The sequence below is a fragment of the Bacillus sp. LNXM65 genome (assembly GCF_002998575.1).
In the GTDB taxonomy this organism is placed as follows: domain Bacteria; phylum Bacillota; class Bacilli; order Bacillales; family Bacillaceae; genus Bacillus.
The window spans coordinates 114,290-131,489 of record NZ_PVRB01000003.1 but is presented as its reverse complement, the minus strand read 5'-3'; the positions used below and the strand labels follow the sequence as shown (position 1 = coordinate 131,489).

The 17,200-nt window shown below is 44.0% G+C and carries 16 protein-coding genes; 2 read left to right on the top strand and 14 right to left on the bottom strand.

All coding sequences use genetic code 11. The annotated features are described in order from the left end of the window. Nucleotides 1–15 precede the first annotated feature (15 nt). The 9 genes from C6Y03_RS06720 to C6Y03_RS06680 form a co-directional block, all read right to left on the bottom strand. Complete coding sequence (locus tag C6Y03_RS06720) at nucleotides 16–1,044, bottom strand: polysaccharide pyruvyl transferase family protein (RefSeq protein WP_106039059.1); 1,029 nt, start codon at nucleotides 1,042–1,044, stop codon at nucleotides 16–18. A 5-nt stretch (nucleotides 1,045–1,049) separates the two neighbouring features. After that, entirely contained in the window at nucleotides 1,050–2,072 is a 1,023-nt protein-coding gene (locus C6Y03_RS06715; protein WP_106039058.1) for a glycosyltransferase family 2 protein, read from the bottom strand. Nucleotides 2,073–2,099: 27 nt separating this feature from the next. Next, the gene (locus C6Y03_RS06710; protein ID WP_066030345.1) at nucleotides 2,100–3,203 is read right to left on the bottom strand and encodes an EpsG family protein; all 1,104 of its coding nucleotides are present in this window, start codon (nucleotides 3,201–3,203) and stop codon (nucleotides 2,100–2,102) included. Nucleotides 3,204–3,217: 14 nt separating this feature from the next. Beyond that, nucleotides 3,218–4,348 (bottom strand): glycosyltransferase family 1 protein, encoded by a 1,131-nt coding sequence (locus tag C6Y03_RS06705; protein WP_066030344.1) that lies wholly within the window; start codon nucleotides 4,346–4,348, stop codon nucleotides 3,218–3,220. Beyond that, the gene (gene epsE, locus C6Y03_RS06700) at nucleotides 4,341–5,180 is read right to left on the bottom strand and encodes a glycosyltransferase EpsE (RefSeq protein ID WP_060597340.1); all 840 of its coding nucleotides are present in this window, start codon (nucleotides 5,178–5,180) and stop codon (nucleotides 4,341–4,343) included. Before epsE ends, C6Y03_RS06705 begins: the two co-directional genes overlap by 8 nt. A gap of 2 nt (nucleotides 5,181–5,182) precedes the next feature. After that, nucleotides 5,183–6,322 (bottom strand): glycosyltransferase family 4 protein, encoded by a 1,140-nt coding sequence (locus C6Y03_RS06695; protein ID WP_106039057.1) that lies wholly within the window; start codon nucleotides 6,320–6,322, stop codon nucleotides 5,183–5,185. Then, the gene (locus C6Y03_RS06690; protein WP_066030343.1) at nucleotides 6,288–8,162 is read right to left on the bottom strand and encodes a polysaccharide biosynthesis protein; all 1,875 of its coding nucleotides are present in this window, start codon (nucleotides 8,160–8,162) and stop codon (nucleotides 6,288–6,290) included. The genes C6Y03_RS06695 and C6Y03_RS06690 overlap by 35 nt, the downstream gene beginning before the upstream one ends. Nucleotides 8,163–8,326: 164 nt before the next feature. After that, nucleotides 8,327–9,010, bottom strand: a complete 684-nt coding sequence (locus C6Y03_RS06685; protein ID WP_034316653.1) for a CpsD/CapB family tyrosine-protein kinase — start codon at nucleotides 9,008–9,010, stop codon at nucleotides 8,327–8,329. After that, complete coding sequence (locus C6Y03_RS06680; RefSeq protein WP_034660050.1) at nucleotides 9,000–9,731, bottom strand: YveK family protein; 732 nt, start codon at nucleotides 9,729–9,731, stop codon at nucleotides 9,000–9,002. The genes C6Y03_RS06685 and C6Y03_RS06680 overlap by 11 nt, the downstream gene beginning before the upstream one ends. Nucleotides 9,732–9,989: 258 nt before the next feature. On the opposite strand from C6Y03_RS06680, the gene slrR reads away from it, so the two are divergent. Next, nucleotides 9,990–10,460, top strand: coding sequence for an HTH-type transcriptional regulator SlrR (gene slrR / locus C6Y03_RS06675; protein ID WP_034660051.1), 471 nt, complete (start codon nucleotides 9,990–9,992; stop codon nucleotides 10,458–10,460). 88 nt (nucleotides 10,461–10,548) lie between these two features. Here the strand turns inward: slrR and C6Y03_RS06670 are convergent, their stop codons facing one another. The 4 genes from C6Y03_RS06670 to C6Y03_RS06655 form a co-directional block, all read right to left on the bottom strand. Next, on the bottom strand, nucleotides 10,549–10,773 hold the full coding sequence (locus tag C6Y03_RS06670; protein ID WP_034660052.1) for a phage holin: 225 nt from the start codon (nucleotides 10,771–10,773) through the stop codon (nucleotides 10,549–10,551). A 139-nt stretch (nucleotides 10,774–10,912) separates the two neighbouring features. Then, nucleotides 10,913–11,818 (bottom strand): iron-hydroxamate ABC transporter substrate-binding protein, encoded by a 906-nt coding sequence (locus C6Y03_RS06665; protein ID WP_060597722.1) that lies wholly within the window; start codon nucleotides 11,816–11,818, stop codon nucleotides 10,913–10,915. Nucleotides 11,819–11,835: 17 nt separating this feature from the next. Continuing rightward, nucleotides 11,836–12,837, bottom strand: a complete 1,002-nt coding sequence (locus tag C6Y03_RS06660; RefSeq protein WP_060597343.1) for a FecCD family ABC transporter permease — start codon at nucleotides 12,835–12,837, stop codon at nucleotides 11,836–11,838. Then, nucleotides 12,834–13,862 carry a FecCD family ABC transporter permease gene (locus C6Y03_RS06655; RefSeq protein ID WP_181185428.1) on the bottom strand — a complete coding sequence of 343 codons (1,029 nt, stop codon included), beginning with the start codon at nucleotides 13,860–13,862 and terminating at the stop codon, nucleotides 12,834–12,836. Before C6Y03_RS06655 ends, C6Y03_RS06660 begins: the two co-directional genes overlap by 4 nt. A 322-nt stretch (nucleotides 13,863–14,184) precedes the next feature. On the opposite strand from C6Y03_RS06655, the gene C6Y03_RS06650 reads away from it, so the two are divergent. Further along, a complete protein-coding gene (locus tag C6Y03_RS06650; RefSeq protein ID WP_106039056.1) occupies nucleotides 14,185–15,594 on the top strand; it encodes a polysaccharide deacetylase family protein in 1,410 nt (469 codons plus the stop codon). A gap of 15 nt (nucleotides 15,595–15,609) precedes the next feature. Here the strand turns inward: C6Y03_RS06650 and abc-f are convergent, their stop codons facing one another. Next, nucleotides 15,610–17,169: a ribosomal protection-like ABC-F family protein gene (abc-f, locus tag C6Y03_RS06645; RefSeq protein ID WP_223251432.1), complete on the bottom strand. Its 1,560-nt coding sequence runs from the start codon at nucleotides 17,167–17,169 to the stop codon at nucleotides 15,610–15,612. Nucleotides 17,170–17,200: the final 31 nt, after the last annotated feature.

Here is a 17,200-nt window from a genome sequence, read left to right as displayed (position 1 = left end):
AGCGTTTAAAAGCTTTCATCCAGCTTCCTCTCCCTTTTGTCCGCTCGTTTTCATCAGCTGATGAATCGCCTCTTTCACAGCCGCCTCATTCGGTTCTTTTAATAGCGTCAAAAACGGAAGATGAGCCACCCATTCATACCCTTCCATCACCTTATGATCAAACGACCTGAGGACAACACACGGTGTATGCGTAATCGCACAAAAGATCATGCCATGAAGCCGATCTGTCACGACGACCTGCGCCTTTCTTAACTCTGTCCATAAGGCAGATAATTCATCTAAGCGAGTCGTTCGATCAACTCGTTTGCCAATTGTCGTTGTGATGAAACCGACTTGATCATACGTGTCTTGAATATGCTGCTGCAGCTGCTGCCGGCTCTCCTTGGTGAGATAGGCTTCCTTATCCTCACGCAGACAAAGCAGAACCCCTTCACGTTTTTGTTCCTTTGATGCTTCGTCTAATGTCAGCACCATATCAGGCTGTTTCCACACATCTTGATCAGGGAAGTGCTGCTTCATCCAAGTATAGGTTGTTTGATCTCTTGCCATGAGAAGCAGCCTTGGATGATGTTTGTATGTCTGAATGGCGCGGCGTTCCTCTCTTTTTCCTCTCTTTGTTTCTGTAAAATGGGCAGTGGCCGGCAGTTGAATCACCGGATAGGACTTGAAGGTCTTCATGATAAATTGTCTCGTCCATTCTTCATAACGGTATAAGTCCCCCATATTGCCCCCACCGATGATACAGACGATGTCTTCTGGGTGCCGCATACGCTTTAACGGACGAGCGAGGCGATAGATCTCTTTCATGTCCACTTCCATGATGTCATAAGCGGGAAAGTGCTCTTTTAAAAAACAATAACTCGCATAGGCAATCGCATGATCCCCTAAATTATCATGCCCCGGCTGCAGCGTGAGAATGATTTTCTTCTGATGACTCAGCTCTGGCAGGCTTTGGCGGCTCAGTCGATATTCAAGTGGATATTTAACCTTTAAGAGCAGCCACTCTGCGGCGTGCGCCTTCAATTGCTGCAATGTCAATCTCATCACCCCTATTTCCTTGTTTGATATTCGATCCATTTTTGATAGCTTGAAGCGACGGCAGAAAGCGGATAAACCAACCGGCACTTAGCAAGGAATAAAATCATTCGCTTTCGAGCGGTGAGCTTCGATGGTTCCACTTGTTTGACGGCATACAGAAAGGCCTCGTGTGTCACCATTTCCCGCATGTGATCAAGCTTTTCCCGAATAGAGAGGGCATTTTGGCTCTTCCATTCGTTGAGCATACAATGAAGAGTATGATTGACAATAAAAAAATCAAGTGCCTTCTCATACAGAGAGATGTCATCATATTCTTTCAAAAACAAGCGCTGCGCATGATAAAAGGTTAGTCCATGATGAAAATACTGCTTCTGATATCGCTGCACAATAGATGACAGATGAACCCTGTAGTAATAAAGAGGTTCATGAACAAAGGCGATGCTGCGTGATAAAGAAAAACAGCGCAGCGTCACATATTGATCTTCTATGTTCTCAAGTTCCCCCCGCAGCGGAAATCGAATGTGATGTTCTTCGATAAAGGCACGCCGATACAGCTTATTCCATGAAAACCCCGTGATGTCTCCGTGCAATAACGCTTCAATTAAACTCGTCTTTTCGGCTGATCGCTCGGCTAACAGCGTTGTTGGTATGGTTCGCTTTGACTGTTCAAATTGAATCCAGTACTCACTGACAACAAGATCTGCGCCGGTCATTTCAGCTTTTTCATACAAGGCTTCACAGTAATGAGGCGCGAGAATATCATCTGAATCAATAAAGGCGATATACGTCCCTTTTGCTTCTTCGATGCCCCGGTTCCTCACAGCGCCTAACCCTTGATTGGTTTGATGAATGACCCGAAAGCGCTGATCTTGCGCAGCAAACGCTTCAAGATATTCTCCGCTGTGATCCGTCGATCCATCATTCACGAGAATCACCTCTATATCTGAAAAACTTTGATCTGCAATTGATTGAAGGCATTGCTCCACATATTGACTCGTATTGTAGACTGCGACCAATAGACTGATAGCTGGCATTACAACATGCCCCACCTTTCTCCAAATCTACTTTGTAAATATCGTCCTGTACGGTAAAACAGATGAATCGAACGGCATCAGCATGATGCTGTACAGAATATAGCAAACAGCAATCCCTACATAGATAAAGACATTAGACCGCTGATCAAAAATACGGGTGAAATATGGCAGTAAAATGAGCTGATACAAGCCAAAATAAATATGAAATCTTGCATAAATGACATCCTTTGTAGCAAGGATGCCAAACAAGAAACCGAGCAAACAAAAATTCACAACGTAATCACTCTCAGGCGTCAGCTCACGAAGTCGTTTTCGATAAAGGAAAGCAAGCAAAAGCGGCAAAACCAACACACCAATTTTTGTCACATTCATTCCATTCGTATTCGTTGTGAGCCATTCCTCGTAATGCCCATATGAACTGCCTTGCAGCATCACGACAAACACGGAAACAAAGCGGTCATAAAGAGCGGTTAACCCTAAGAAAATCATGCATAAAACCAGCATCATCCAAGACCACGATTTTGTTCTCACGATAAAATACACAGGAATCATGATGAGAGCCGATGAATGAAACAATGAACATACGAGGACAAGCGGAAAATACAATTTCCACTGACCATTGATCACAAGACGGATGGCATAAAAAAGAACCGCAGCCACCATATACTGACGCATGCCATTAAACGAAGCGTAATAATGAAAAGTGCCGAGAAAAAGCAGCATACTCAGCTCAAAGGGACGGCCATATTGAATGAGCGTCTTGATGATAAAAAAATAGGTGATCGCCCCAACCGAGATATACATGATTTGCGGATCACGGGACAGTTGATTGAGCATCCATAAAATAAACGTAAATCCTGGGTCAGTGGCCGCCTTGTCCACACCAAGTCCGAATATATGCCAAGGCTTTTCATAATTGACGGAGAACTCATACATCTGTCCATATGTGACAAAATCGGTTCCTACTTTGTACCGAATACCAGCGACAATACAAAGAAACAAAAACGGAAATAACACCAGAATCTTGTTAGGCCGCCATCCGCTTTGAATGGTATCATCACGCCTGCCGTAAAATGCGGCAAAGCTCGACCATAAATAGACCATGATCATGTTCACCAAATAAACCGCCATCTGCCATTCCTTCCTTACAGTCCATATCCATTCATCACACGTGTGATGTTCTGTTTGACATCAAATCCTCTTTGTTCAAGCTGGGACGTAATGGTCTCTTGAAGAGGAGGCTCTGCATGATATGCTTCAAGCACCGCCTTCATCCATTCATGCGCAGAATCCCCCAGCGACATTCTTTTCACAAGACCGCAGCCTAAATCCACTTCCTCTGTAATATGATCTGAAATCACACAAGGCAATCCAGATGCCTGTGCTTCCACTAATACAAGCGGAAGTCCTTCAAACAAGGATGGCATCACAAATACATCAAATGCTTTCATATACTGCGGAACGTCTGATACGACGCCTGTAAAGACAATGTCGTCTAACAAGCCTGCCTTCTCCGCATATGATTCAACCACCTGCCTCAGTGGTCCATCCCCTACAAGGACAAGTTGAAATGAGACCCCTTGTTTCTTTAAGGTCTGTGCCAGTTCCATAAAAAAAACGTGATTTTTTTGCTCATGAAACCGGCCAATATGACCAATAATCATGCTCTTTTCGTGAAGACCCCGCTGCTTTTTGATCTTCACCTTTTCGTCTGGATCAGGCTGAAAGAAAAGGGATAAATCAATCCCATTCGGCAGCACCTCAACTTGTCCATTCTTCATTTTTTTCTGCCCAAATAAAAAGGAACCGGCATCCTCACCGCATGCAACAAGCTGTGTAGAAAATGCAAAGATCAGCTGGCGAAACCCTTTGAGCATCATATGGTCTACCCAATTTGGCGACTGTTTCCAAGCTGTATTATGCGAATGACAAATCCGCACCTTCACACCCGCCAATTTCGCAGCAAGTGCGGAGAAACCTGTTTGAAAATCCGTATGGGCATGCACTGCCTGATACGGTCCTGTTCGTTTGATTGTCTTTGTCAATGTTTTCACAAATGCCAAAGGAGAGGACGCCCCAATACTTGGGACGTACAAGATGCGTCCCCCGAGCCTCTGAATTTCCTCATCATAATCACAGACATCCTTTCGGTGGGTAATAAAGTCAAATTGAAGGACATTTCTATCGAGTGCACGATAGATGTTCATGATCATCGTTTCAGCCCCGCCGCGGTTCATCCCGCCCACAATATGGAGTACACGCTTTGGCTCACTCATCCCGAATCGTCCTCCTTTTCAACAAAGACGCCTCCAACTTCCGCTGGTGATAAAATTTCATGATCTTCGGTGATAAACAGGCGCGCACCACCGGCTTTAGTGCAAACAGATAATGAACCGGCGACAATTTTAATAACCAGCATGCTTTTAAAACGAGCCAGGCATTATCCATCGAATATTGAAACTTACGGCGCTGAAAGGCCGCTTCATCCTCTCTCACAAGGTATAACGGCTCTTGTAAATTAAAGCCTTTTCTCCCCGCAGCAAAAAAGCGGATCCAAAGATCGATATCTTCCATCCGTCTTGTTGTTTTCACAGAGCGATACCCATGTAAAGCCTTGTATGCAGCAGCCCTCATCATAATGGTTCCATGACAAAACGGCGTCCCTCTTGCCAGCACTTTCCGATCAGGCTCTGAAATCAGTGCACGTACACCTTTTGTACCCGATTCATCAAACACCGTCATCGCCGTACCGACCACATCATATTCAGGATGTGTTTCTAGGAAATGAACCTGTTTTTCTAAACGAACTGGTACTGATACATCGTCGCCATCCTGCCGTGCAATCAAGTCTCCCCTTGCTTCAGCGAGACAGCGATTCAGACTGGCAGCGAGCCTTTGATTATGCTCATTGCGGATAAGGCGAATTCTTTCAGGGTCTCGTTTTGTATAAGACAGCACTTTTTCATAGGTGCCGTCTGTTGATGCGTCATCACATATGATGAGCTCCCAGTTGTCATATGTTTGATGAAGAATGGATTCAATACTTTCTTCTACTGTGTCTTGGCAATTGTAGACGCCCATGATGATAGACACCTTTGGCTTACGCATGCTCACATCACCTTCTCTGCTTGATCCATATAGGTTGTATAAATTTCTTCCATAGCACTCACCGCCTGCTCCTGTGCAAATGCATGCGCTAAGGAGCGTCCCGCTTTTCCCATGAGGGGCAGCTGATCCCTTTTGTGATAGAGCTGGTGCAAATATTCAGCCAAGCCATTTACATCATGCGGTTTGACTAAAAAACCATTGACGCCATGTCTGATCAGCTCACAGTGTCCTCTATTTTCTGTTGCAATGACCGGCTTTTCCGCAGACATTGCTTCAAGCAGATTCATGCCGAGCCCTTCTCTCAAACTAGTCGACACACATACATCACTCATATGCATCCATTCCTCAATTCGTTTGCAAAAACCAGCAAAGTGGACATGCTTTTCAAGATGGAGCCCGCAAACCAGCTTTTCATACATCGGCCTCATTGTGCCTTCCCCGGCAAATACGATCTTCACATTTGATATTTTCCTATATAGCTGTGCACATGCTTTGATGAGCATCCCTTGGTTTTTATTCGCATTTAATTCACCAGCACACAGCACAATAAAATCTTCCGAGGAAAAGCCATAGACTGCACGAAGACGCTGCTTCTCTTTTTCATCAACTGGTGCAAATCGTTTCATATCCACACCCATACCGGGAACATAATAGACAGATGAACGCTCTTTTGATAGACGATCTGCTCTTTTAAAATCCTCTCCATTAATAGTGATCAAAGCGTCTGTATGGCGGGCGAGCCATCGCTCAATCGGATAATAGAGCAGCCAGTTTTGAAGCGGCGCCCCCTGCCAAAAGTGAAAGCCGTGTGCTGTGTAAAGAACCTTCGTTCCTTTTTTGCGCGCGCTTTTGGCTGCAAGTCTGCCAATAACACTTCCCATTGGTGTGTGACAATGGATGAAGTCGTAGTGCTCTTTCGCTAACAGCTTCTTCAGCTCCACATACGCAAACCGGTTGTGCACATGAAAAGGTGAGCGCTGAATCGGAATTGAGTGCGCTTGATCCACATAGGGCAGCTCCAGCTGACCATTTGCTGCTGTATGCACTTCCCATCCTTGTTCCTGAAACCACCGGAAATATGGAAGGTGAAATGCCTTAAAATGATAGTCAACCGTTGCGCAAAACAAGACTTTTTTCTTCATTGGCAAGCGCTTCCTCCTCTCTGGTCATCTGTTCAGACAACAAATCATGCGATTCGATGGCAGCAAACAATGCTTCTCTCATTTGCTCTTCACTCATCATGTCAAATTCATGGATAAAGCGGTTCAGCACATATGGGTCCCCATCCAGCGCATGACCGATATGAATTTTCGGAAAAATTTGTTCCTGTGCTTTTTCATGCTGGTTGAGTAATTCTTCATACATTTTCTCCCCAGGACGAATGCCTGTGAACGTAATCGGAATCTGGTCTGTGGTATAGCCTGAGAGGTGAATGAGGTTTTCTGCGAGGTCAACAATTTTCACTGGCTCCCCCATATCTAATACAAAAATCTGTCTTCCTTCTGCCAGTGCACCCGCCTGAATGACAAGCCTTGATGCTTCTGGAATGGTCATAAAATATCTTGTCATGGCTGGGTGCGTGACCGTGACCGGCCCGCCTTGTTCGATCTGTTTCTTAAAAATTGGAATGACGCTTCCCCTGCTTCCGAGTACATTTCCAAATCGAACCGCTACAAATTTTGTTTCACTGCTTGCCCCCATTTGCATGATCAGCATTTCAGCAAATCGCTTTGTGGCGCCCATCACATTGGCAGGATTGACCGCTTTGTCAGAGGAAATGAGGACGAATGTTTCAATGCCATGCTCATGTGCAGCTTCTGCGACATTTTTTGTCCCGATAATATTGTTTTTCACTGCTTCTTTTGGACTGATCTCCATGAGCGGGACGTGCTTATGTGCCGCGGCATGATAAATCATATCCGGCTGAAACTGACCAACGATTTCACTCATTTTCTGTTTATCTTGGATATCTGCAATTTGTGGATAGAGACTGATGGTGTCCCCATAAATTTCTTTCAGCTCTAGTAAAATAGAATGAATGCTAAATTCCCCGTGTCCCACAAGCACAATCGCTTGAGGAGCAAACACACAAATTTGACGACAGATTTCTGACCCAATCGATCCGCCTGCTCCTGTGACCATAATCGTTTTCCCCTTTAAATGGACAGATAGACGGCTTGAATCTAATTGAATCGGTTCTCTTCCGAGTAAATCCTCTGGCTGTACATCCCGTAATTGATTCAGCGCATGAGTTCCTTTTAAAATCTGCTCCATCTCTGGCATGATCTGCGTTTTGACCCCAGTCGCTACGCATTCCTTATACAGCCCTTTTAAGGTATGGCTGCTTTTGGACGGAATGGCGATGATGATCTTTTGAATATCCATCATCACAACAGCTGTTTGAATCTGTTCTTTTCCCCCTAGAACAGGCAGTCCCATGATTTCAAGCTTATGCTTCGTCTTGTCATCATCTATGAAGGCGACTGGTTCAATATGTACATCACTCGATTGCTGAAGCTGACGAACGATGATGGTCCCGGCTGATCCGGCGCCAATGATTAAGGCCCGCTCCTTTTCTACCTGCAGCCGCTTTGCACCATCATGAAATAGCCGAGAGGCCATTCGAGATGCACCGATGAATAATACGTGGAAAAGCCACACAATGAACAAAAACCGAAAGGGCCATGTCTGCACGAAAAGGTACAGCATTGCCATTGAAAATAAAAAAGAACACACAAAGGTCTTCATTAAAGAAAATAGCTCTCTTACCCCTGTATAAGCCCATACTTGCTTGTACACGTGAAAAATATACGAAAACAAATGGTGCCCAATGAGCAGACTGAGCGAAGAAATGACGAGCATTTCAAATGTATAAACAGTTAACGCCGCTTCTTGGACAAATTGAAAGCCAAAAAAGACAGCCACTAAGATGAGATATGAATCTAGTGCCACGATGATTGATAATCTTTGGGCGTAAGTCAACGCTCCTCCCCCTTTTTCAACATCACTATTCTTACGTAAAATGGGCATCAAACCCGTCCTCACACCCCACTATTGATGACGAGCATCTAAGGCATTTGTCATGCCCACAGCAGGATCGAGTGCCTCCATTGTTAAAGATTAGGAGACATCACCTATCAATCTTGTTAATACATATACAGCCTTCCCTTTTTCTCTTTCTTGCCATTTAGCATAGCCCCAAGCAGTTTACCTGTTGTTCCTTCTAACACTTCTTTTGATTTCTTCACAGCCGCTATCTTTGTTTTGCCGCTTAAGACAACAAGAATGCTCCCATCGGTCCGGTTCGCCAGGATCTTTGCATCGGCCACTGGCAGAAGCGGCGCGGAATCAACAATCACCATGTCATATTGCTGTTCAATTTCATAAAACAGCTGCTTCATGACAGAAGAGGAGAGCAGCTCAGCTGGATTCGGCGGAATGGTTCCGCTCGGAAGCAGCTCTAAATGCTCAATGGGTGTAGGCAAAATAGCTTCCTCCAAGCTGCAATTATTTAATAGTACATTGGTCAAACCCGTGTGATGACTCAGGTCAAAATATTCATGAACAGCCGGCTTTCGCAAATCAGCATCCATCAGCAGCACCCGCTTTTTCTGCTGTGCAAAAACAGCTGCTAGGTTTGCAGCCGTAAATGATTTCCCTTCCTTCGGCAAGGAGGATGTCACCAATATGGATTTCAGCCTTGTTTGGATTGATGTGAATTCGATGTTAGTTCGGATTGTACGGAATTGTTCTGCAATGACAGAGTGAGGATTTAATACAGAAATACAGGATAAATCTCTCTTTTCTCTTTTCTTCCTCTTAAAGATCAATGTTCTGTCCTCCCGTTATGACGGACTGCTTGTCTTTTTTTGCCCTCCTGTCTGCCTGCATCTGATAGACACTTCCGAGCGACGGCAATCCGATCTCTTCTCTTATTTGATGTGTTCGTTTTACAGTATCATCGAGTAAATTCATTAAGAAAATGAGTGTCATCCCCCCTAATAAAGAGGCACCTAGTGCCAGAACGATATGAACGAATTTTCTTGAATTCATGAGAATCGTATTGGACAGCTTGGCTTCAGACAAAACATTAATGCGATCCATATTCATGGTTTTTTTGATTTCTTCTTGCAGCACCTCTGTTGCGGTATTCGCAATGGCGACTGCCTTTGCGCGATCCTCATCTTGTACAGAAATATTGATGACCTCAGACTCATTTTCTGTACTTGTGGCAATTTTGTGTTTTAATCCTTCAGCTGATTCTGTGAGGTTGAGTGTTTCTTTTACTTTTTCAATGACGATCGGACTTTTTAATAAAACTTGAAAGGTACGTGTATATTGAAGGTTCATCTGAATATCGTTTAAGTTTGCTTGTGCGTCATTGCTGCGTTTATGAACAAGAATTTGAGTGGTTGCCTGATATACAGGAGTCGAGACATAGAACTGATAGTAGGCTGAAGTGCCCGTTACGATCAGGACAATCAGGATCAGAAGGGCCATTTTCTCTTTAATGACAGAAAACAGCTGCTTAAAACCTATATTCTCATTCATAGATACCTCCCGATTTCATCATAAAAAGGTTATATATGGTTTCTTTTTGTTAATGATTGGATTATAAAAGATAATACCCGCAAAGAAAAATGTCATAATAGGTCTTATAGTTCTTTTTAAAGAACGAAATCGTTCGTTTTCTTTTGTTTACTTCCTGTTTCTTACGTTTTTGAATTTTATAAAGAACAATTTATTTCTTATAATGAACGAAAAGGTCGCAGTACGATTCGCCAGGGAGAAGGGAGATCATTGATAAGAATGATAGGAAAGGTGATACGCATTTACCGAAAGAGGAAAGGATACTCCATTCAGCAGCTGGCTGAAGATGCCCATGTCTCTAAGTCGTATTTGAGTAAAATTGAGCGTGGTGTCCACAGAAATCCATCTGTCCAGTTTTTAAAAAAGGTATCCTCTTCACTAGAAATTGATTTACAAGAGCTGTTTGATGCAGAGACGATGATGTTTCATTACTCTGAGGGTGGTGAACACGAATGGCGGGAGCATATCGTCAATGCCGTCCAATCCGGCATGCCGAAAGAAGAACTCTATCAGCTGCTCCAAACGTACCGAAAGGAGCAGGAAGAAAAGACGTTACATGTCACTCATAGAAAGCTGACTGATTCGAATATATCAGAGTGGAAGCGTCTGATGAGTGAGGCGAAAGCTATCGGCTTAAGCATTGAGGAAGTAAAAGCATTCCTCGCCAACATGGGAGAACGACGGGCGTAAGCCTTTCAGGAAGAGTCAAATTGCGGGGAGAGGCGTTTGACGCTTCGCTGAAAAAGAGCCTTTTATCATGAAAAGGCTCTTTTTTCTCTTATTCTTCTTTTTTTGTTCGTGCTTTTTTCGTTATATCATTGTTTTTCCAATAGGCCCATAGTGATGTAATCCCAAGAAAGGCTAACGTGATAAATTGCTGAATACCTTCTTCATCAATAGGAATTGGGCTTTTTCCCGCAGCGGTTAGAGCACTGTTGACAAGCGCGAGCAAAAGCAGCACAAGCCTTGCGATTGTACCTGCACTAATTTTTTGAACCTTCAACTGTATCCCCTCCCTTTCTTCCCCTTCACGGGCGGTACTGCTCGTTCTCTCTCATATGTATGCAAAAACCGAATGAATAGAAGACCGGATCAAAAAAAGAGACATCATTCCCATATAAGGAATGATGCCTGATTTCATTTTATTTTGATGTAGAAAACATCTCTTTTGCTTCATCCAATGCCATTTTATTGCCTAGTGCTGAGTAATCGAGCCATGGCTGATCGGCAATCGGATAGACTTGATTTTTCTTCACGGCTTTTAGACCCTTCCAAATCGGAGTCTTTTCTAATTGCTTGAATGCCTGCTGCGCTTTATCATCACGATTCACGACGACAAAGATAGCATCTGCATCATAGTCAGGAAGAACCTCTTGAGAAATTACTTCAAATGGCCGCTTGCTGTCCAGTTTCTTCACACCATCGACAGGTGTCAGACCTAAATCCTCGTATAAAATAGGACCCATTGGGCGCTTCATGCTAAATACTCGAAGCTCCTTTGCCGTCACACGGATCGCCATTACTTTCCCGTTTCCAATCTTTTGTTTGATGAGCGATTTGACTTCTTTTGCTTCTTGATTGTAATCCTGAATATATTGATCGGCTTCTTTTTCTTTATTGACGAGCTTGCCGATTTTTTTCAAATGATCACGCCAAGTGCCGTCATTTAAATTAAACACTTCCGTTTTGGCGATTTTCTTATATTTCGATAAGTCTTGTCCAGCTAGTTCTTCATCGACATAAATGACATCTGGTTGTAATGCAAGCAGTGACTCCATATCGGGATCGGCTGCGATGCCCAGCTTCTTCGTACCACTCAGCTGCTTTTTCGCATGTGGAAGGAAATCTTTTAAGTCCCCTCCTACAACAGAGCCTGCCGGCTTGATACCGAGTGCTAATAAGTCATTGGTTAAATGGATAGACAAGGAAGCAATTTTCGGTGTTCCATGATCATTTTGAGTTGTTGTATTCTTTGTTTCCTGTTGACCACAAGCGGCAAGCATAATGAAACAGAGCGTTAAACCAAGCACAAGTAATTTTTTCATGATGAGTTCCTCTTTCACGTTTATTTCGTTTTTGTTAATAAATAGAGAAAATAAGGTGCGCCAATAAAAGCCACAACCACACCCGCTGGTATGGCATTTGGGGCAAAGATGGAACGTCCTATTGTATCGGCACTGACCAAAATCAACAAGCCAAGCAGCGCACTAACCGGTAAAAAATACTGATGGAGTGAGCCGACAAGCCGCCTTGCCAAATGCGGGGCGACAAGTCCAATAAAACCAATACCGCCTGTCATCGAAACACTTGCACTCGCCAAACCAACAGCTAAGGTCAGCAAAAGGAGACGTTGACGCTGGACACGTACACCTACACTTGAGGCGACAGCATCTCCTAATGTCAATGCATTGAGCGTGTTTGACTGCATCAGCGTAAGCGGCACAAGGCATACAATCCAAGGCAGAAGCGCTAACACATGAATCCAGTCTCTCCCCCAGACATTGCCGACAAGCCATCTTGAAGCAAATGTGTAAGTATCTTCATCCAGCTTCAATGACAAATATAACGTCAAAGCACTGAATCCCGCCGCAACCGCAATTCCTACTAGGATCAGCCGGATGGGAACAAGCCCTTCCTGCCGGTTATACGCCAGAAGCACGATGACCGCTGCCGCAAGAAGCCCTCCCCCAAATGTAAAGAGCGGAATAAGAAGAGATGGATTGCCTTCTAGTGCATGGAAATACGTCACAAACACGATTAAGCCAAATGCTGCTCCTGCATTCAGTCCAATAATTCCTGGATCGGCCAGCGGGTTACGAGATAAGCTCTGCAAAATGCCGCCCGCAATGCCAAGACCAATTCCCGCCAGCATCGTCACCACGATTCGAGGCAGACGATAGTCAAACAGCACCGTTTCACTTTGAAAATCCCCAAAGCCGAATAACGTTTTGACGACCACAAGAGGACTTAGTTTCAGCGTGCCGGTATTTAAGCTATACAGCACAACAGCCGCAGTCAAACAAAGCAAAACGACTGTCACGACAAGAGCCCGCTGTTTCTCTCTCATGACAGGTTCCTCCCTTCTTTTCTGGCAATATATAAGAAGAAAGGAACACCGACAAGTGCCACCATCACGCCAATGGCAAGCTCTCGGGGCGGATTAACGGTGCGGCTGGCAAGGTCAGCAAAGACTAGCAGCACCGAGCCTAATATCGCCGACATCGGAATGACAAAACGATAGTTTACACCAACCAGCTTTCTTGCGATATGCGGGATGACAAGACCGACAAACCCAATCGATCCGACTGCTGATACAGAAACCCCTGCTAATAATACGGCAGCTGCCATTCCTAGTATTCGCACTTGTCGTGTTTTCACCCCTAAATTTGCCGCTACATCTTCACCGAGCGACAGCAGCGACAGTGAACGCCCTAATAGCATCGCCCATACGATCACTATCAGAATGACTGGGGCAAGAATCGTCAGCTGCGGCCATTTCACACCAGCCACACCGCCTGCATACCAAAACGCAAGGTCCTGACTCAAGTCAAAATAAATCGCGATCCCAGAGCTAAGCGCATGAAGCAATGCAGCCACAACGGCTCCTGCTACAGTTAAGCGCAGCGGTGTCAAAACTCCACCAGCCGCCCCAATCGCAAAGATCAGCAGCGTACTAAGCACTGCACCAATAAAGGAAAAAAACATAAGTGCCGAATAAGGCATTTCTGGGAAAAAGGCAAAACAGAGAGCGACCACAAACATCGCACCGCCATTAATGCCCAGAATCCCCGCATCTGCCAGCGGGTTTCTTGTGATGCCCTGCATGAGCGCACCTGCTACGGCAAATGCCGCTCCAACAAGAGCTGCTCCTAAAACACGAGGAAGTCTTAATTCATGGATGATCTGCTGCTCTGTGACATCTGACTGATAGTCAAATACAGCTGTCCAAACCGTTTGCAGAGACAATGTTTTGGCACCATATGACACAGCCAAAAACATGGCAGCCGCCAAACCAATGACGGCGAGAAAAAATATCAAAAAGAACAGAATATGTGATGATCGTTTTTGTTGAGGTGTTCGCTTATCCTGCAAAATCGGTGTCATCCTTTTCTTCATTAAAAGTCAGTTTGAAAATGAGAATCATAATCATCAAAATTATAGCCGTCTGCCTCTGAAAAATCAATGTACACCCTATTTTTTAATTAATGAAGGTATGTGCGTGGCAGCAAAATGAGGTGTCTTTTGCTCGTTTGGAATGGCCTATCATTTTTTCTCATAGTTTAATAGGAAAATAGTTGACATTCCGCCTGAACATCCTCTAAAATTACAAAAGTAAGTCAAATGTTATAAAAATATTACAAACAGATGTCAAACTGATAAAGAATGGCCCGTCATGAGAGGAGATTTGAACGTTGTGTCATTAAAGGGAAAATGGAGTATCAGCCTATTTGCACTTGCGATCATCATTGGAGTCGTTGCTTTCTTTCAAAATCAACAAGCAAGCGGTACAGAGAAGAAAAATGTAAAGCAGGATACGAACTATAAAAATGTCGAAATCGTTACTCTCGTAAATGACGGGAAATTTATGAGATATGCAGTCAACTATCCTCTTTTTCATCAAAAACAGCTAGATGACAAGATTCAAAGCTACGCCAATTCAGCATTAGAGCATTTCAAAAAGACGTTTAGTGAAGCCAAGGACATCGATGAAAACAAACGCTTTGAACTGAATATTGATTATGATATGGTGCATTATGCGAAGCAGTCTGCTGCTATTCGCTTTACGACTTATACCTATACAGGTCAGCAAAATGGGACCACCAATCATCTCACGATCAACTATGATTTTCAGAAAAAAACCTTTCTTGACACAAAAGATTTATTTCTGCCTAAAACCAACTTTTTGAAGAAATTATCCTACATTACATATTCAGAGCTTCAAAAGGACAAAACCTTATCTAAGGATCAGACTCTCCTTCAGAAAGGAACAGCCCCTACTGCTCAAAACTTCAGTCAATTTGCCTTGAAAGAGAAATATGTAGAATTTTATTTCCCAGCATCTCAAGTAGCCGACAAGGATCTTGGTACGCAAACACTCGCGATTAAAAAGACGCTGCTGAAAGATATATTAAAGCCAGAATATATGAATAAAACCAATAACCAAAATGAAATGAAAGAACCAAATCCGAAAAGAAAAGCCGTCAAGCTGCCGCAAAAATCAAAGCTTGACCCAAATAAAAAAGCCATCGCCCTCACATTTGATGATGGTCCGAACCCAGCGACAACATCAAAAATTTTAGATGCATTAAAGGCAAATAAAGGACATGCGACCTTTTTCGTATTAGGCAGCAGGGTGCAGTATTATCCTAGTATGCTTGCAGATATTCTAAAAGGCGGGAATGAAATCGGAAACCATTCTTACAGTCATCCTTTATTAACAAGACTGCCTTTAAAGGAGGCGGTGAAACAAGTGAAGGACACCCAGCAGTTGATTGAGAAAGCGAGCGGGTATACACCTACGCACTTTAGACCGCCATATGGTGGAACAAATCAAGACATCAATCAAGCGGTTGGGATGAAGGTCTCTTTATGGGATGTTGATCCAGAGGATTGGAAAATTCGCAACAGTCAGCAGATCACAAACCATGTTCTCTCACATGCAGCAGATGGCAGAACAGTGTTAATGCACGATATTTATGACAGCTCAGCTCAAGCAGCAGTGAAGATCATCCATGAGCTCACCAAACAAGGCTATCAGCTGGTCACAGTAAGTGAACTTGAACAATTAACAAAAGAACGGCATGAACAAGCCCCTGTGCAGTAAACACAGGGGTTTTCTTTATGACTCCAAAGACTTCTTTTGTTTCAATAATGCTTGAAATGTCTCTTCCAGCTCCTGAGACGGCTCAATACTTAAACGGCTGAGCACTTCAGACAGCTGCATATCAATTAAAAGAAGCTCCTCTTCTCTTTGTGTAACAGCTGGTTTGTCGTCCTTTTGTTTATACGCTTCATATGTGCCGTCAAATGCTTCAATACGCTTTTCATGAACATGGAAAATGCGAGTGGCCACCTCCTCAATCAGTCTGCGATCGTGGGAAACAAACACAACGGTACCTGGGTAATCCTTCAATAGACCTTCAAGCGCTTCAACTGCCGACAGATCTAGAAAGTTTGTCGGTTCATCCAGCATGAGGACATTGGCATCACTGACAAGCAAGGACGCAAGCATGGTCTTCACCCGTTCTCCCCCGCTTAACACCCTAACAGGTTTATGCACATCATCCCCTCGAAATCCCAGTCTCGCTAAAACCGTTCGTACCACTGTCTCATCTTGAACAGCCTCTTTCAGCGCATTTTGTAAAATCGATTCATCTACCTTCAATCCTGAAAGATCCTGACGAAAATAGCCGAGCTTGACAGCTTCTGAGCGAGACACTCCGGGATGCCCATTCACCAGCATTCGGAGAAATGTCGTTTTCCCGCTCCCATTCTTGCCGATAATGGCGACTTTGTCCCCGCCTCTCACTTCCACATTTGCCTGCTTCCAAAGCAATTGATCGCCCGCCTTGCCATCTACATTTTTCACTCGCAAAATAGTACGGCTCGCTACTTCCTTCATTGTATGCTGAGTCATTTGAATGGGCTGAATGTCTTTTACTTTCTCAACCTTTTCTAATTTCTCCATCCTTGTCTCAATGGATTTGGCTGTTTTTTGCAGCTTTTTTTGCTTATTTGCATAGTAGGGCTTTGCAATTTTTGGCCCTGAGGATTTCAGCTTTTGGGATGGCTTTGTTGCTTTGTCGGCTTTTTTCTTTTTCTTTTCAAGCGCATGCTCTAACTGTTTTTTCTTTTGTGTATAAGCTTCGTACGCTTCCACCTGCTGACGATGCGCCAGCTCTTTTTGCTGTGCAAATTGCGAGTAGTTGCCTTTGTATTGATTAAGCCGTCCATGATCCAGCTCCCAAATCTCCGTACATACCGCATCTAAAAAAGCACGATCATGTGAAACGACAATGAGGGCCCCTTGATAATGATGCAGCTTCTCTTCCAGCCACTCAATGTGCTCTGTATCTAAATGAGTCGTCGGTTCATCTGCTAATAAAAGGGCAGAAGGACGGTTTAACGCGCTTTCAATATAAGTCTGGGTCATCTCACCACCGCTCTGTGTGCCATCTGCTTGTTTCAGCTGAGGAAGCAGTGTGCAGGTCGTTGTGGCAGCAAACGTGCCACTGTCTGGTTTCTCTTGCCCAGCCAGCACATGCAATAAAGTCGTTTTCCCGCTGCCATTTGTCCCCACAAGGCCGATGCGGTCATCTTGATGGATGGCAAGCTCCTCAATATCAAATAACAATCGATCTTTTCGAAAAATCTTTAACTGATTGGCTTTTACTAACATCCAACCCTCTCCTTTCGTATCAGGAGACATG

What these genes read in the sequence shown, in the direction of transcription:
- slrR (WP_034660051.1), top strand. Translation starts at nt 9,990, where the DNA reads ATGATAGGAAAGGTGATACGCATTTACCGAAAGAGGAAAGGATACTCC.
- C6Y03_RS06705 (WP_066030344.1), bottom strand. Translation starts at nt 4,348, where the DNA reads ATGAGTGAGCCAAAGCGTGTACTCCATATTGTGGGCGGGATGAACCGC.
- C6Y03_RS06660 (WP_060597343.1), bottom strand. Translation starts at nt 12,837, where the DNA reads ATGAGAGAGAAACAGCGGGCTCTTGTCGTGACAGTCGTTTTGCTTTGT.
- C6Y03_RS06715 (WP_106039058.1), bottom strand. Translation starts at nt 2,072, where the DNA reads ATGCCAGCTATCAGTCTATTGGTCGCAGTCTACAATACGAGTCAATAT.
- C6Y03_RS06720 (WP_106039059.1), bottom strand. Translation starts at nt 1,044, where the DNA reads ATGAGATTGACATTGCAGCAATTGAAGGCGCACGCCGCAGAGTGGCTG.
- C6Y03_RS06680 (WP_034660050.1), bottom strand. Translation starts at nt 9,731, where the DNA reads ATGAATGAGAATATAGGTTTTAAGCAGCTGTTTTCTGTCATTAAAGAG.
- abc-f (WP_223251432.1), bottom strand. Translation starts at nt 17,169, where the DNA reads ATGTTAGTAAAAGCCAATCAGTTAAAGATTTTTCGAAAAGATCGATTG.
- C6Y03_RS06695 (WP_106039057.1), bottom strand. Translation starts at nt 6,322, where the DNA reads ATGAAGAAAAAAGTCTTGTTTTGCGCAACGGTTGACTATCATTTTAAG.
- C6Y03_RS06710 (WP_066030345.1), bottom strand. Translation starts at nt 3,203, where the DNA reads ATGGCGGTTTATTTGGTGAACATGATCATGGTCTATTTATGGTCGAGC.
- epsE (WP_060597340.1), bottom strand. Translation starts at nt 5,180, where the DNA reads ATGCGTAAGCCAAAGGTGTCTATCATCATGGGCGTCTACAATTGCCAA.